This window comes from Mycobacteroides franklinii (assembly GCF_002013895.1).
Classification (GTDB): Bacteria; Actinomycetota; Actinomycetes; order Mycobacteriales; family Mycobacteriaceae; genus Mycobacterium; species Mycobacterium franklinii.
In genome coordinates this window covers 122,102-135,931 of record NZ_MAFQ01000001.1, presented here as the reverse complement: position 1 = coordinate 135,931, position 13,830 = coordinate 122,102, and the positions used below count along the sequence as shown (strand labels likewise).

The window sequence follows — 13,830 nt, the reverse complement described above, 5'->3', positions numbered from 1 at the left end:
CTAGATCAGGATGCCCTTGTCCTTGAGGGCCTTGTATCCGCCGATGACATCGGTAGCGCGGTAGAGGCCGATCTCCTGCAGCGAGGCGGCGGCCAGGCTGGAGGTGTAGCCCTCCTGGCACAGGATCACCCATTCCACATCGTGATTACCCGCCTGCGGAATCCGGGCGTCACTTTCCGGGTCCAGACGCCATTCCAGCACGTTGCGCTCGATGACGAGGGCGTTCACGACCTCGCCCTCCTCGGCACGTTGCGCGGCGGGACGGATGTCAACCAGGAATGCACCGCGCCCCAATGCGGTCGGCACCTCATCGGCCGGTAGGCGGCGCAGGCGACCGCGGGCCGTGGCGAGCAGATCGTGAATCGTCATGCCGCCGGGCCTTCGGGCTCATCGGTCAGGATGGTGCGGCTGCGTCGCAACGTGTTGGCCTGGGTCACTTCGTAGTACGACATCGCGGTCAGCGGCGGCGAGTAGGCGTGCACGCTCAGCGTGGGCCCGATTTCGGCAGGAAGCGGTGCTCCGCTGGATTTCAAGGGGGCGCGCATCACGTCGTGCACCCAGCCGAGCGGAAATCCCGCCTGATCGCCCGCATCCAGCCGACGGCGCACCAATTTTCTTCCATCCCAGCGATATTCGTGCAACGATCCGCTGAGCACGGTGAGTGCGCCGAGTGATCCGGAATGGTCGTGCAGTTCGGTGGATTTGTCGGGCACCCAGCTGATCAACCAGACATCGAGCTCGTCGTCGGCGTGAATGCGGGTGGCCCAACGCTCGTCGAGGGGAAGGCCGCCGGCAGGCAGCAGATGGTCGAAGCGGCCGTGCAGGGCGTCGTCGGCACCCTCATCGGTGATGCGGAGCAGATCCGGCAATCGCAGTCGGGTGGGCAGGGATCCGGCGGAAGAAGGGCGGCGCAGATCCAGAACAGATGCAGTGGTCATGAAGGCTCAATCGATAGCAGGGGCAGGGGTGGTCACGGCTAGCCGCAACAACACCCCTGAAAACCCCTGCGTCCCATCACAGCTCATATCGTACCGGCGTTTTCCTGCGGTTTTGCCCTCGGAGCAAAAGCTCTGAGTGAGTAAATGTTGTCGCTGGTAGGCACTTGCTAGTTTGGAGTGGTGACTGCTCCAACTCGCATCGCCGCGACCCTGATGGCCTTCTGCGTCCCCTTGATCGGGGCGGCGTGCACGTCGAAATCCGACGACAAGGCGGCTCCGAGCCCCTCCATCACCTCCACCACCAGCACCTCGGTCGGGGCTCCTGCCGCCCAGCCGCCGGCTGCCGGCTCGGGGGTGTCCCCGGCGGGCGTCACGACGTCCGTGAACGCCGCACCCAGCTCCTTGGAGGAGGAGTACTACCAGGCGTGCCGTGCGGCGGCCGACTGGATGATCGGCAAGCAGGACGGCCCCGTCCAGCTCGTGGAGGGCTACCTGCAATCCATTCAGAGCACCGGAAACGTCGGCCCGGGTACCTTCCACAAGTCCTGGCATGACCTGACGGCCGACCGGCAGGCCGCGGTGATCGTGGCGACAAATGCCGCCGCCGAGCAGCAATGCGGATAAGCCGCTGCTCAGCGCGCAGTCGCGAACACCCTAGACCGGGCGCGATAACCGGCAATCTCGAGAAATCCATTGCCATTCAATTCAATTCGGGCAAACCGGCATATTCTCCACATCCAGCAAACATAGAGTGCCGCGCGTAACCTGACCTTGGACGAACCCCGGCGCGGTGTTAACATGCTGCGGTCAGTGCTCATGGGGTCACGGACGCAGTGAATGTGTCCACTACCGAACGGACGGTAACGACGTTGGCAAATTCAGATCAGCTTCCTCCGAAGCCCACACTGGTTCATTGGACGATCGTCGGCGCGGCAGTTGTCGCAACCATCGTCGCGGCGGTTGTCGGCTTCACGGCGACCGACCCCGAACTCACCCGATTCGTCCAGGGCATCGTCACGCCGCTCCTGGCGCTGGTCTCCGGAATCTTGATTGCCGACCTGTATCACCGCATTCAGCAGAGCAACAAGCTTGACCGCAATGTCGGGCAGTCGGCGTACGCGACGATGGTGACATTGCAGGGCATGATGGACGTGGACAAGCACCTTGCGACCGCCTCCAACGATCTCAACGAAGGCAACAAGCAGTCCGCCTCCAGCGCCCTGAACCTGGCGCTGACGATCAGCCGCCTGACTTTGCGCCACGCCTTCCAGGCCCTGCGCGAATCGGAGAACGTCTCGAGCACCGCGGTGGCCAAGGCCAAGACCGATTTTTCGACGGCCGAGACTGCCGGGCAGCCCGAACGGCAAAAGATCGAGACCGCGTCGCGCCCCAACAACTACACCGTCGGCGTGGGCAATGCCTGAAGAGACGAAGCCAGCGGAGCAATCGGCTGGTGAGCAGGAGCTTGAGCCGGTAGACCCGATCATCGGGAAGGTGGCCGATATCGTCGACCGCTACTCGGTGCTGGTGAACAAGGGTGATGAGGCCGGCGTCGAGGTCGGGATGATCTTCTCGGTCATCGGCGCCACCGGGACCGCCGTACGCGACCCGGAAACCGGCGAGGACCTGGGCACACTGCCCATCGAGAAGGCCCGCATCCGCGTCACCGAGGTGTACTCGAAGTTCTGCCAGGCCGAGACTTACCGCATTACCGAGCCCGCAGTCGCCGGCCTGATCAGCGACATCCTGCAGGAACAGTGGCCCGGAACCAGCGATGAATTCGGTCGTGAGCAGTTCACGCTCAACGTCGTGCCCACGCCGACGGTTCCGGAAGCTGCCAACGTGCATATCGATGTCGGCGACTACGTCTGCGAGCTGACTCCGGCTTCCTAACGGTTCTTTTCATTGCCGGGCGAATCAATGGACGTTCTCCCGACAAAAGGTGAACATCGAAAAACTCACCTAATTGCCGCGTTTACATTGTTACGTTCGGTTAATGGATACCAATCTGATGAAACGAGCAGCAGGCGCGGTTTCCATCGTTGCGATCTCCGCAGCGGTAGCTGTCGCCTGTTCACAGCAGGACAAGGACGCCGCAAAGGAGTCGATGTCGAGCGCGACGAGCGCGGCATCATCGGCCATCAGCGCGGGTGGTAGCGCCGCGTCGAGCGCGGCCTCGTCGGCAAGTAGCGCAGTGTCCTCCGTCATGGCGGGGGCACCGTCAACGGTCAACGTGCCCGGCGTCGGCGACGTGACGCTGGAGCCGCCCATCGCCGAGGCCTACACCAAGGCCGGGGGCGAGGCGAAGCTTGGCCTGCCGACCGGGCAACCGGAAAAGGTGGGTGACGGCACGGTGCAGGCCTTCACCAACGGCACCATCTTCAGCTCACCCGCCACCGGTGCGCACCTGGTTCAGGGCGAAATCCTGAAGGTGTACACGACCCACGGCGGCGCCGGAGGAACACTCGGCTTCCCCACCGCCGACGAGGTGGAAACGGCCGGCGGACCCGATGTCGCCAAGGGCGGCTGGATCGGTGAATTCCAGAAGGGCACCATCACCTGGCTGAATCAGGGCGACGGAACCTTCAAGGAAACCGTCACCCAAAAGTAGGGATCACTCGGCTGCGGCGGGCGCTGAGCAGTCAGCGCCTGCCGCGCCACCACTGCGGATTCTCCGCGGGCGACCAGCCCGGCGCGGTGAGATCTGGCCACGGCGGTCGGCGGATGACGGCCGCGAGCCCCAATACCGCCGCGAGCATGCCGGTGAGGATGCCCAACGTCGAGGCCCGGTCAGCATTAAAGGCCGGGCGCCATTGAGCGTCACCGTCTTTGACGACGAATACACCCAGCGGTCTGGCAAGTGTCTCCAGAGCTTCACCCTCTGGGCTGCGACCGCGGCTTCGCACCTTGGCGACCGTGATGACCATAGTGCCGTCGGCGGTCGTATAGGGCTCGCCGTAGACGATCGACCTACCGCCGTCGGTTGCGAGTCCGTCGAACGAGATTGGCAATTCCATGTCGCCCATTGTGTCCCCGGGGCGCCTCGATAGCGAGAGATTCTTTTAGGCTTCGGCGCCGGAGAACAGAATGAGATTGCCGTCAGGATCCCTCACGATGAAGGTGACGCTGCCCCACTCCTCGTCTTGCAGCGGCTGGTGGAAGTCCACACCCGCGGCCCGATACTCGTCGTGCAGCGGGCCCAGCTTATACGTCGTGAGCGTGGCGGCAAGCGGATCGCGTTCCGTGGCAAGAAAATTACCGTCGAACACCGGGCCGGCCACCTTGCGCAGATTCAAGCTCGCCCCGCCGCGCCGCACCTGCCCGTAGAAGGCCGGTTCGCCGTAGGTGAAGGTCACCTGGAAGCCGAGCTTGTCTACGTAGAAGGCGAGGGCGCGTTCGAGATCGGTGACAAACAATTGCGGTTCAGCGGCGACAATCTCGGTGGACCCCATAAGAGAAACGCTACCGCTCGGAGGGGCTCACTGTGGGACCATCTGCAGGTGGAGTCCGATGATGATCCCGAGGCAAGAATCCGGGAGCTGGAACGTCCGCTGAGCGAGCGGGCACGATATTCCGAACTGGGTGTCCCGTCCCAAAGCCCGTATCCACCGCCGGTGTACGGCCCGGCGCAGACCCCGGAGCCTTCCGCCCGCAAGCTCCTGTGGCGGTTCGCTTTCCTCTCCGCGGCAATCATCGCGGGAGTGGCCGGGCTCATCTTCTACGCCGCCAAACCAACGCTCCCCCATCGCGTTCCCACAGATTCGGCCCCGACCAGCACGGGGCCCGCCAGGTCAACCGTCGTGAAATCTCCGGCCCGGACCGCAGTGACGCCGTCGTCTACCGCAGCGCCGGGGCCGACTTACGTGCCCGCGGGTTCGACCTTCAGCGTCTCCGGCACTCGCAAGAACATCGCCGTGAACTGTGACGGCTGCTCGGTCAACGTCAGCGGAGTGTCCAATACCGTTGACATAGCAGGGAATTGCGATTCCCTCACCGTCTCTGGCGTCGAAAACGCGGTGAGCGTCGAGACCGCGGAGAAGATCGGCGTCTCGGGCTTCAACAACAAGGTCAGCTATCACTCCGGAGAGCCCGAGGTCTCCCAGTCGGGCGGCAACAACACCGTGGAACAGGGCTGAGCCTCAGTGCGGTTAGACATGCGCCGGCCGCACCTGACGGCTGCCATCGGCAGTGCAGCCATGCTGTGCCTCGTAGCGTGTGCCCACGGGAGCCCCGTCACGCAGACAGGGTCGCCGTCCACTGCATCCGGCCGGGGGCAATCCGATACCCCAGCGCTCAGAGTCATCTTCGATGGCAAGCCCCTGGCACTTCAGGCCGGTCCGACCTGCATCGGGGACGGGCAGAACATCCTGGCCATGTCCAAGGTTGAGGGGACGGGCGAGGGTGAGGTCATGGCGGATATCCGAATCCACCCTTCATTGGCGGTGAACTCCCTGCAGGTGAAAGGGGTTGGCGCTGACTATTTCTGGGAAACCACATCCACTGGCGGAGAACCCATGACGGTGACGAAGACCGACAGAACCGTTGTGATCAGCGGAAAGATCCCCAATCTCAAGGACAGGACCGATAAGAAACCCCTTGAGATACGCGCGGAGAACTGCCCAGGGACCTAGCGGCGGAGTTGTAGGGCTCACCGGAAAACCTCACGCAAGCCCACATTTGACGAGGCAGCCCGGAGTAGGCTCCGCATATCCCGACCGCGCCTCCGCGCGCCGGGTAACTCGGTCTCGCGGGAGGCCACCTTGAGACAACTGGACAACGCCGATACACCCCAGCGCGAACTGGCCATCGAACTGCGCAATGTAGTGCGCGAGTACAGGGTTGGCGGGCAGACGGTGCGCGCCCTCGACGAGATCAGCCTGCGCCTGTCCGGCGGCCAGTTCGTCTCGATTGTCGGGCCATCAGGGGCGGGGAAAAGCACACTGCTGCATCTGCTCGGGGCGTTGGACTCCCCCGACTCGGGATCGATCACCTTCGACGGTGAAGAGATCGGCAGGCTCCGCGACGAGCAACAGTCGGAGTTCCGCCATCATCGGGTCGGGTTCGTCTTTCAGTTCTTCAACCTGCTGCCCACGCTCTCGGCGTGGGAGAACGTGGCGGTGCCGAAGCTGCTCGACGGCGTCCGCCTCGGCAAGGTGAAGGCGGACGCGGTTCGGCTGCTGGACCGGGTCGGCCTCGGTAAGCGGACCGAACACCGCCCGGCCGAACTGTCCGGCGGCGAGATGCAACGCGTCGCGGTGGCACGAGCCATGATGATGGACCCACCGCTGATCCTTGCCGACGAGCCCACCGGGAACCTGGATTCCCATACGGGTACTGCCATTCTGGCTCTGCTCGCCGAGGTCGCCCATGAAGAAGGCTCCGGCCGCCTGGTGGTGATGGTGACCCACAACGCCGACGCCGCCGCGGCAACCGATCGGGTCATCACACTGCAGGACGGCCGGCTCGGTTCCGACGAGATGTCGGTGGCGCCAGGGTGAGTGGCCGCGGACGCGAGGAGCAGCACGGCCCCGGAGCCACCATCGCCGCCGCAGCGAGCAGGCTACGTGTGTTCAGTCTGCGCGAATTGACCGTACATCGTCGACGCACCATCGCCTCGACCGCCGTAATGGCAGTTTCTGCAATGTATCTCGTCGCGATATTCGGAATCTTCGGGTCGATCACCGGGTCGGTCAACCGGTTGGCGGACGGAGTCGCCGGAGTCGCCGCACTCGAGGTATCGGGTATCACCGATGCGGGGTTCCCCGAAGCGGTATTGGCCGATGTCACCAAGATTCCCGGAGTCGCGACCGCCGCGCCGATGATCCGGACGTCCGCACCCACAGATACGGAGCCGGTTCTGCTGTTCGGCGCCGACGACCGCAGCGCCGCGCTGGAAGGCGCCTTGAAAGATGCTGTCGGAGTCAAGGTTGACGCGCCATCGCGGACGGCCGCCGGTGTCCAGATCGGACCGTCCGTCGGGCATGCGAAGGGCGATACATTCCGGCTCGGCTCAGGTTCGGTCACCGTCGCCGAGGTGCTCCAGGGCAGGCAACTCGCAGATCTCAACGGTGGGCACTATGTGCTTGCCCCACTGCCGTTGGCGCAGGAAATCACCGGACGGCAAGGTCAGCTCGATTCGATTCTGGTCACCACGGCACCGGGTGCCGATCTCGCCGCAGTCCGGGATGGGGTCACAGCCGCCGTGAACGGACGGGCGATCGTCGCTGATCCGAGCCTGCGGGCGGTGCGGGCAGGCGACGGTGTCAAGCTCATGAACTACATGGCTCTGATGGGCGCGGCGGTTGCGTTGGTGGTTGGGGCGTTCCTGATCTATACGACGATGACCATGGCGATTGCCCAACGCCGCCCGGTCATCTCGATGCTGCGCGCAATCGGCGGCGGCCGCGTGACGATCGTTCGCGACATGCTCGCCGAGGCTGCGATCCTCGGGCTGATCGGTGGCACCATCGGTTCGTCCCTCGGAATACTGCTGGGCCAAAAGGCAATTGGCCGTTTGCCGCCGACGGTCACCCAGGGCCTCGAAGCCCGCATCGAGTACTGGCTACCCGACTATGCGATCCCGGCGGCCGTCGCCGCGACGGTACTCACCAGCGTTGCCGCGTCGGCGATGGCTGCCCGGCAGGTGTACAAAGTGTCACCGATCGAGGCGCTGGCACCCGTTGGGGTTTCCGTGGCCGACAACGTGCCGCGTTGGTTACGTATCGTCAGCGGAGTTATGGCCGTGGCCGTGTTGGCAGCGTCGGTCCTGACGGTGCTCTACCAACCAGGGGTGCTCGCCTTCGTCGCGATCGCCGCCCTGTTCGTCGCCGAGATCGCGTTGGGCTTCGCGCTCGCCGGACCCATCGTCAGCGCGACAGCCACGGTGGCACGAATGTTCGGTTCACCCGGGGCGCTGGCGGCACCGACCGTACAGCGCGCGCCGCGGCGGGTGTGGGCCACCGTGATGACCGTGCTCATCGCCGTGGTCACCACCGTGGTGATCACCGGGACGAACAACGACATGATCCGATCCGCGCGCGACATCTTCGCGCCCGTCGCCGATGTCGATGTCTGGGTGAGCGCAAGCTCCCCCGACCGCTACCCCACCGATGCTCTGCCGCAAGGTCTTACCGAGAAGGTGGCTGCGGTCCCTGGCGTCGCGAACGTCGCCGAAGGCGCCTCTGGATTCGCCGTGGTCGGCGGCACCCGCGTGATGCTCGATGGATTCTCCCCCGGCACCCACGATCCGCTTTTCCGTGCGCTCGACGCACGGGTACGTCATGACGTGCTCGCCGGCCGGGGCGTGGTGCTCTCGCAGAACCTGGGCAAGACTCTCGGCGTCCAGGTGGGCGACGAGCTGCAGTTGCAAACACCCCATGGTCCGCAGCGCACGCCCGTGCTGGCTCTGGTGCCCTATTTCTCGACGGTCATCGGCACCGTGGGGATGAGCCTGGATCACCTGCGGGCATGGTTTGACCGCCCGGGCACGACGACACTGCAAGTCACCGCCGTGGATGGCGCTGATCCGGGACGGCTGCTGGCCGACGTTCGCGCTGTGGTGCCCGCACCGAACTACGTGTACGACGGCCCTACGGCGTTGGCCGGTTTGGAAGCCCCACTGCACCAGAGCATGCTGATCGCCAACGCCGTGTGGATCATCGTGGTGTTCGTCGCCGCGGTCGCGCTGCTGAACACGTTGACGCTTTCGGTACTCGAACGACGCCGAGAAATCGGTGTGCTGCGGGCGATGGGTTCCAGCCGCCGGTACACCTTGGGCATGGTTCTTGCCGAGGCCGCGGCCATCGGCGTCGTGGGCGGTGTCTCGGGGCTGCTGGTCGGTCTGGTCGATCAGTGGCTGTTCAGCCTCGTCAGCGGCACCGTCATGAACTTCACCGTCACCTTCCGTCCGAGCCCGATGGCGGTGGTCTTCACCGCAGGGGCGCTGGCGATCAGCCTGTTGGGCTCGGTTCCACCCGCACGGCGCGCGGCACGGCTGAACATCATCGAGGCCGTCAGCATCGAATAACCAGATCGAATAGCCATGTCGGATAGCACTACTCGACTACGGTAGCGACGCCTTGCAGGTGAGGTGTGCAGGGCGGCGGCACCAGGGTCCGCCGGACGTTGCGCAGTCCCCTGGTATCGAATCCGGCGGCGGCAATCGCTTCGACGGTCCGGCGGTTCGGCTCGCACCCGGAGGCAAGCCACGACCATGGCGTGGCGATCAGATCCTGGAACCACCCCATCACGCCGTCCCCGCGGACATGCTCGAGGACCACCAACCTGCCTCCCGGGACGAGCACCCGCCGGATCTCGCCGAGGGTCGCGGCCACATCGTCCACCGAGCACAACACCAGCCCGACATGCACCGAGTCGAAACTGTTGTCCGGGAACGGTATCGACTCCCCGACCCCATCCAGGATGTCGACGTCAACGCCGCGGCGACGGGCGAGGGCGCCGGCCATCCGACGCATCGCCGCCTCCGGCTCGACCGCCGCGACCGATGTCACTGCGGGCGGCACAAACATGAGGTCGGTTCCCGGGCCAACTCCCACAATCAGCAGCCTGCCGGTCGCAAGGCTCATCGCCTCGCGCCGGTATCGGTGGTAGAACAGCCGGTCGAATATCGGCATGCCGAGCCGATATACATAGGGGAACAACGGATTACGGTGCTTCACGTTCCGCCACCACCCAATTCCATGCGGAATGGCGGATATTCGTCGGACATCAACGAGACGTACACGGCCACCCGGTAACGCCACCGCACGATTCCCATGAGGAGGTCGAACATGTCTTGCGACACCGTGCCTCTGGCCAACAACCGCACCGCGGAAATCACGGCCAGAACCTGCAGCAGGGGCTCCATGGCCCAGCAGATGATGACCTGCGGCAGTGCCAGCAGCAGCTTCACCAGCACTGCCCATTGGGTGAGTTGTTCCGGATAGTCGACGTCGAGTTCGCCGGGATAGTCGGGCCGCGCGGCAAGCGTGAAAGGTGGGTACCTATCTGTGCTGTTCATCGGAAACCGGTAGTTCATCACCCGCCAGGACCAACGCAGTACCCCGACGTTGACGTCGAAGATGGTCCGCGGATATCGGCCGGTGAACAAGATTGCGATACCGGCGACGACGGTCAGCACCGGATACATCGCATAAAGGACGATCAATATGGGGTAGTGGGGGACCGCCAGCACGCACCATTTGACGATAAAGAGCCAGCGCGAGGGCGCGTCGATCGCGCCTCGCACACGGACGGCGTCGGCCGGCATCGCGCTCACCGCCGGCAGGCTGTATCGGCGGAGAGGGCCCGGTTGATGTCAGCGGCCATCCGGCGGTGACTCACCGACTGCAAGAACGTCGCCAGTGCCCATGTCATGAAACGGTCCGAGACCATCGCTGCCGTCCTCAGCACGGCCTCACCGTGCGAAACCTGAAGCGAGGCAACCCGGGACACGGCCGCAGCACGGCGTCGACGGGTTTTCTCATACCAGCGCAGCGCATCAGGCAGGTCGGTGTTGGCGCCGCGCTGGAATTCCGAAACCGCCTTGCACAGCACCATCGTGTCGAGCAGTGCCTGGTTGGCCCCTTGCGCGAGGGTGGGCGGCATGGTGTGGGCCGCATCGCCGAGCAGGGTCAGCACGCCGTGGCCTGGCCGGGGAATGGGATGCCGGAAATGGGGATAGGGCGAATGGGCCAGATCGTCGTCGGTGAGTGTCGCAAGCACTCGGTCGACAGGCTCGGACCATCCGGTGAACGTGGACCTGATCATGTCGATCGGGCGTGCCGGCCTGACAAAGCCGGGCGACCAGGGCAGGTCGAACCACCACTGCACCTCGGAGCCTCCGGCCGGCCACAGGCCGAGGCTTGCGCGCTCACCGATGACGACGAAGGCGACGCGCTCGTCGGCGCCGTTCGGGAAGGCGGCCAGTCCCTGCCAGCTGCACCAGCCGGTCGGTTCTCCGTGCCCCGCGCCGACGACATCGCGGACCATCGAATGCCTACCGTCGGCTCCGATCACCAGGTCTCCCTCGGCCACACTGCCATCCGCGAACTCGACCCGCGCCCCCTCGCCGTTGGCCACCGCTCCGATGGCGCGGGCATTGCGCCGAATACGTTCCGCAGGAAAGTCTTTCAGCAGCCGATCGAGCAGGACATGACGCGGAACCATCCGAACCGGCTCGCCCAGCCGGTCGGCGATCGTGGCCACGTCCAACGTCGCCAGCGGGTGCCCCGTCGACGTCATGACCCGCACGGTGGACAGCTGCTGGCCGGCCCGGTCCATATCCACGCCCAGCTGCCGCAGCACCGTGGCGCCATTCGACCAGATGGTCACCGCACCGCCACCAGCGTGCACATCCGGACGCTGCTCGTAAACGGTCACGTCATGGCCGTCGCGCAATAACCCCCGCGCGATGGAGATTCCGCCGACACCGGCGCCGACGACCATGACCCGCAACGACGGCGCCTTCGCTGCTGGCATCAGCCTCATGGGTCGGCTCGTGAGCCGTTTTGGCTCCACGGCTCAATGTATGACTGTGGTGGGCCCGCTGTACAGGGTTTGCGCCTAGAGCGGCGGCTGGACGAAACGAGCGTCAATCCCGTGCCTTAACGCTTCATACTCGGTGCCCCCAGTCGGACTCGAACCGACACTTGGCGGATTTTAAGTCCGCTGCCTCTGCCAATTGGGCTATGGGGGCCTGGCAGACCAGCCCTAGTTCTACCTGGCGCTTCCCCTGGCGCCAACTTCCGCCCCACCAGCTTTCACATACGACAAAAGTCACACCCCGGCCCGACACACCCCGGCGTCACATTGAACGTTTCCGGCAGATAGTGATATCCCTTGTACACCACCAGAATTCGATTGAGCTCTGGTGTGATTCGTCACCAGATCGCGCGATCGCCGACATTGACAGTTGCCGCCCGCTCCTCGCACGACGGGTCACCTGCGAACAAAGAGATAAGTTAGTTAGCGCAGGTAGTGTTTTCCATCGTGAGTCGGGAGTTGGATATGTCAGACGGAGTGGCCATTCGCCAGAACGGAATTGAGGATTACCTCGACACCGGTGGCGCGATCGACCTTCCTCCCGGCACCACCCTGCTCTCAAACTTCGAACACAACATCGCCGAGTTCGGCACCACCGCCGCCTACCGCTACCTCGACTTCACCCGTGACGACGACGGTGTGGCCATCGAACTGAGCTGGAACACGCTCAGTACGCGGATGCGGGCTATCGGCGCACGGCTGCAGCAGGTCACGCAGCCGGGTGATCGTGTCGCAATCCTGGCGCCGCAGGGCCTCGAGTACGTCATCGGGTTCTTCGCCGCCATCCAGGCCGGAAACATCGCGGTACCACTCTTCGCCCCCGAACTGCCCGGTCATGCCGAACGTCTCGACGCGGTGCTCTCGGACGCCACGCCGTCGGTCATCCTCACCACCGATACCGCCGCCGAATCGGTGAACGCGTTCCTGCGCAAGCTCCCCCGCGGGCGTCGGCCGCGGGTCATCGCCATTGACGCAGTACCCGACTCGGTGGGCGCGACGTTCGTCCCCGCCGAGCTCGACACCGACGACCTCGCGTACCTGCAGTACACCTCGGGCTCCACACGTACCCCGGCCGGTGTGGAGATCACTCACCGCGCAGCGTGTACCAACGTGCTTCAGATGATCCTGGCCGGCGGCCTCGATCAGAACATTCGCAGCGTGAGCTGGCTGCCGCTGTATCACGACATGGGTCTGATCATGATCCTGTTTCCCCCACTGTGCGGCGGTCACATCACGCTGATGTCGCCGTTGGCCTTTGTGCGGCGCCCCCGCCGCTGGATCAAACAGCTCGCCACCGAATCCACCTACGGCCGGGTGTTTGCCGCTGCCCCGAACTTCGCATTCGAACTCGCCGCGCAGCGCGGCCGCCCACCCGCCGGTGAAAACTGGGACCTGAGCAATGTCGCGGGCCTGCTCAACGGATCCGAGCCGGTCACCATCTCGGCGATCGAGAAGTTCAACGAGGCCTTTGGCCCCTACGGATTCCCGCCCTCCGCCATCAAGCCGTCCTACGGCATGGCCGAGGCAACGCTGTCCGTCGCCACCATCGCGCCCGACGAACGCCCCAGCCTGATCCACCTGGACCGCACTCAGCTCGCCGACGACCGGGCCGTCCCTGTGTCCGCTGACGCCCCGAGCGCGGTACCGCATGTCTCCTGCGGTCAGGTGATCTCCAGCCAATGGCTGGTGATCGTCGACCCACGGACCGGAGCCGAACTGCCCGAAGGAGAAATCGGCGAGATCTGGCTCCACGGAGACAACATCGGCCGCGGCTACTGGGGCCGCACCCGAGAGACGGAAACCACCTTCCACAACAGACTGCACTCACGGCTCGAACAGGGCAGCCACGCAACCGGAACCACCGAGCACAGTCATTGGCTGCGCACGGGGGATCTGGGGGTGTATCTGAACGACAACCTGTACGTCACCGGCCGCATCAAAGACCTCATCATCATCGACGGGCGCAACCATTACCCCCAGGACATCGAGGCGACCGCCTCGGCGTCCTCGCCCGCCGTCAGGTCCGGATATGTGGCGGCGTTCTCCGTCGCGGCCAATCAGCTCGCCGAAGCGGCCATTGCCGACACCAGCGAACGGCTGGTGATCGTGGCCGAACGGGCGCCCGGCTCGGGACGGGTGGATCCGGCTCCGGTGGTCGAAGCCATCCGGGCCGCCATCTCGCGCACGCACGCGCTGCCCGTGGCCGACGTCCGGCTTGTTGCCGCAGGCGCGATACCCCGCACCACCAGCGGGAAGCTCGCACGCCGCGCCTGCCAGACGGAGTATCTCGCCGGCGTGTACAGCTGACAGACGGCTCAACTGTGCGTTGAATCACACTGAGAGTCCGCCC

The 13,830-nt window shown here is 64.9% G+C and carries 15 protein-coding genes, 1 tRNA gene and 1 pseudogene; 9 read left to right on the top strand and 8 right to left on the bottom strand.

Annotated elements, in window-relative coordinates; genetic code table 11:
* Entirely contained in the window at positions 1-369 is a 369-nt protein-coding gene (locus B4393_RS00855; protein WP_070936249.1) for a rhodanese-like domain-containing protein, read from the bottom strand.
* Positions 366-938, bottom strand: a complete 573-nt coding sequence (locus tag B4393_RS00850; protein ID WP_078279041.1) for a cysteine dioxygenase — start codon at positions 936-938, stop codon at positions 366-368. The genes B4393_RS00855 and B4393_RS00850 overlap by 4 nt, the downstream gene beginning before the upstream one ends.
* A gap of 180 nt (positions 939-1,118) precedes the next feature.
* Between B4393_RS00850 and B4393_RS27410 the strand changes: the two genes are divergently transcribed.
* The 4 genes and pseudogenes from B4393_RS27410 to B4393_RS00820 all read left to right on the top strand — a co-directional run bounded on the left by B4393_RS27410 (position 1,119) and on the right by B4393_RS00820 (position 3,549).
* Complete coding sequence (locus B4393_RS27410) at positions 1,119-1,562, top strand: lipoprotein LpqV (protein WP_232783644.1); 444 nt, start codon at positions 1,119-1,121, stop codon at positions 1,560-1,562.
* Positions 1,563-1,775: 213 nt separating this feature from the next.
* A pseudogene (locus B4393_RS00835) lies at positions 1,776-2,362 on the top strand (hypothetical protein).
* Positions 2,355-2,831 (top strand): hypothetical protein, encoded by a 477-nt coding sequence (locus B4393_RS00830; protein ID WP_078332554.1) that lies wholly within the window; start codon positions 2,355-2,357, stop codon positions 2,829-2,831. Before B4393_RS00835 ends, B4393_RS00830 begins: the two are co-directional and overlap by 8 nt.
* A gap of 103 nt (positions 2,832-2,934) precedes the next feature.
* On the top strand, positions 2,935-3,549 hold the full coding sequence (locus B4393_RS00820; protein ID WP_109558358.1) for an LGFP repeat-containing protein: 615 nt from the start codon (positions 2,935-2,937) through the stop codon (positions 3,547-3,549).
* Between the two features lie 31 nt (positions 3,550-3,580).
* On the opposite strand, the gene B4393_RS00815 is transcribed toward B4393_RS00820, so the two are convergent.
* Both B4393_RS00815 and B4393_RS00810 read right to left on the bottom strand, forming a co-directional pair.
* Positions 3,581-3,964: a hypothetical protein gene (locus tag B4393_RS00815; RefSeq protein ID WP_078332553.1), complete on the bottom strand. Its 384-nt coding sequence runs from the start codon at positions 3,962-3,964 to the stop codon at positions 3,581-3,583.
* Between the two features lie 36 nt (positions 3,965-4,000).
* Complete coding sequence (locus B4393_RS00810) at positions 4,001-4,390, bottom strand: VOC family protein (protein WP_078332552.1); 390 nt, start codon at positions 4,388-4,390, stop codon at positions 4,001-4,003.
* Positions 4,391-4,438: 48 nt separating this feature from the next.
* On the opposite strand from B4393_RS00810, the gene B4393_RS00805 reads away from it, so the two are divergent.
* The 4 genes from B4393_RS00805 to B4393_RS00790 all read left to right on the top strand — a co-directional run bounded on the left by B4393_RS00805 (position 4,439) and on the right by B4393_RS00790 (position 8,964).
* Positions 4,439-5,074 (top strand): DUF3060 domain-containing protein, encoded by a 636-nt coding sequence (locus tag B4393_RS00805; protein ID WP_078332551.1) that lies wholly within the window; start codon positions 4,439-4,441, stop codon positions 5,072-5,074.
* Between the two features lie 237 nt (positions 5,075-5,311).
* Positions 5,312-5,569: a hypothetical protein gene (locus B4393_RS28340; protein ID WP_133052541.1), complete on the top strand. Its 258-nt coding sequence runs from the start codon at positions 5,312-5,314 to the stop codon at positions 5,567-5,569.
* A gap of 168 nt (positions 5,570-5,737) precedes the next feature.
* On the top strand, positions 5,738-6,436 hold the full coding sequence (locus B4393_RS00795; protein WP_078332962.1) for an ABC transporter ATP-binding protein: 699 nt from the start codon (positions 5,738-5,740) through the stop codon (positions 6,434-6,436).
* A 128-nt stretch (positions 6,437-6,564) separates the two neighbouring features.
* On the top strand, positions 6,565-8,964 hold the full coding sequence (locus B4393_RS00790) for an FtsX-like permease family protein (RefSeq protein ID WP_236743100.1): 2,400 nt from the start codon (positions 6,565-6,567) through the stop codon (positions 8,962-8,964).
* A gap of 28 nt (positions 8,965-8,992) precedes the next feature.
* Here the strand turns inward: B4393_RS00790 and B4393_RS00785 are convergent, their stop codons facing one another.
* The 4 genes from B4393_RS00785 to B4393_RS00770 form a co-directional block, all read right to left on the bottom strand.
* Complete coding sequence (locus tag B4393_RS00785) at positions 8,993-9,616, bottom strand: class I SAM-dependent methyltransferase (protein ID WP_109558359.1); 624 nt, start codon at positions 9,614-9,616, stop codon at positions 8,993-8,995.
* The gene (locus B4393_RS00780) at positions 9,613-10,185 is read right to left on the bottom strand and encodes a DUF4389 domain-containing protein (protein WP_078332958.1); all 573 of its coding nucleotides are present in this window, start codon (positions 10,183-10,185) and stop codon (positions 9,613-9,615) included. Before B4393_RS00780 ends, B4393_RS00785 begins: the two co-directional genes overlap by 4 nt.
* Positions 10,186-10,211: 26 nt before the next feature.
* A complete protein-coding gene (locus tag B4393_RS00775; RefSeq protein WP_236743085.1) occupies positions 10,212-11,426 on the bottom strand; it encodes an FAD-dependent oxidoreductase in 1,215 nt (404 codons plus the stop codon).
* Positions 11,427-11,560: 134 nt separating this feature from the next.
* Positions 11,561-11,634: transfer RNA gene (locus tag B4393_RS00770), tRNA-Leu, on the bottom strand.
* A 311-nt stretch (positions 11,635-11,945) separates the two neighbouring features.
* Here B4393_RS00770 and B4393_RS00765 point away from each other — a divergent pair.
* On the top strand, positions 11,946-13,787 hold the full coding sequence (locus tag B4393_RS00765; RefSeq protein WP_078332549.1) for a fatty acyl-AMP ligase: 1,842 nt from the start codon (positions 11,946-11,948) through the stop codon (positions 13,785-13,787).
* Positions 13,788-13,830: the final 43 nt, after the last annotated feature.

Coding starts and splice junctions, on each gene's coding strand:
- B4393_RS00820 (WP_109558358.1), top strand. CDS start 2,935: ATGGATACCAATCTGATGAAACGAGCAGCAGGCGCGGTTTCCATCGTT.
- B4393_RS00830 (WP_078332554.1), top strand. CDS start 2,355: ATGCCTGAAGAGACGAAGCCAGCGGAGCAATCGGCTGGTGAGCAGGAG.
- B4393_RS00765 (WP_078332549.1), top strand. CDS start 11,946: ATGTCAGACGGAGTGGCCATTCGCCAGAACGGAATTGAGGATTACCTC.
- B4393_RS00815 (WP_078332553.1), bottom strand. CDS start 3,964: ATGGGCGACATGGAATTGCCAATCTCGTTCGACGGACTCGCAACCGAC.
- B4393_RS00855 (WP_070936249.1), bottom strand. CDS start 369: ATGACGATTCACGATCTGCTCGCCACGGCCCGCGGTCGCCTGCGCCGC.
- B4393_RS00850 (WP_078279041.1), bottom strand. CDS start 938: ATGACCACTGCATCTGTTCTGGATCTGCGCCGCCCTTCTTCCGCCGGA.
- B4393_RS00790 (WP_236743100.1), top strand. CDS start 6,565: ATGGCAGTTTCTGCAATGTATCTCGTCGCGATATTCGGAATCTTCGGG.
- B4393_RS00775 (WP_236743085.1), bottom strand. CDS start 11,426: ATGAGGCTGATGCCAGCAGCGAAGGCGCCGTCGTTGCGGGTCATGGTC.
- B4393_RS00810 (WP_078332552.1), bottom strand. CDS start 4,390: ATGGGGTCCACCGAGATTGTCGCCGCTGAACCGCAATTGTTTGTCACC.
- B4393_RS28340 (WP_133052541.1), top strand. CDS start 5,312: ATGTCCAAGGTTGAGGGGACGGGCGAGGGTGAGGTCATGGCGGATATC.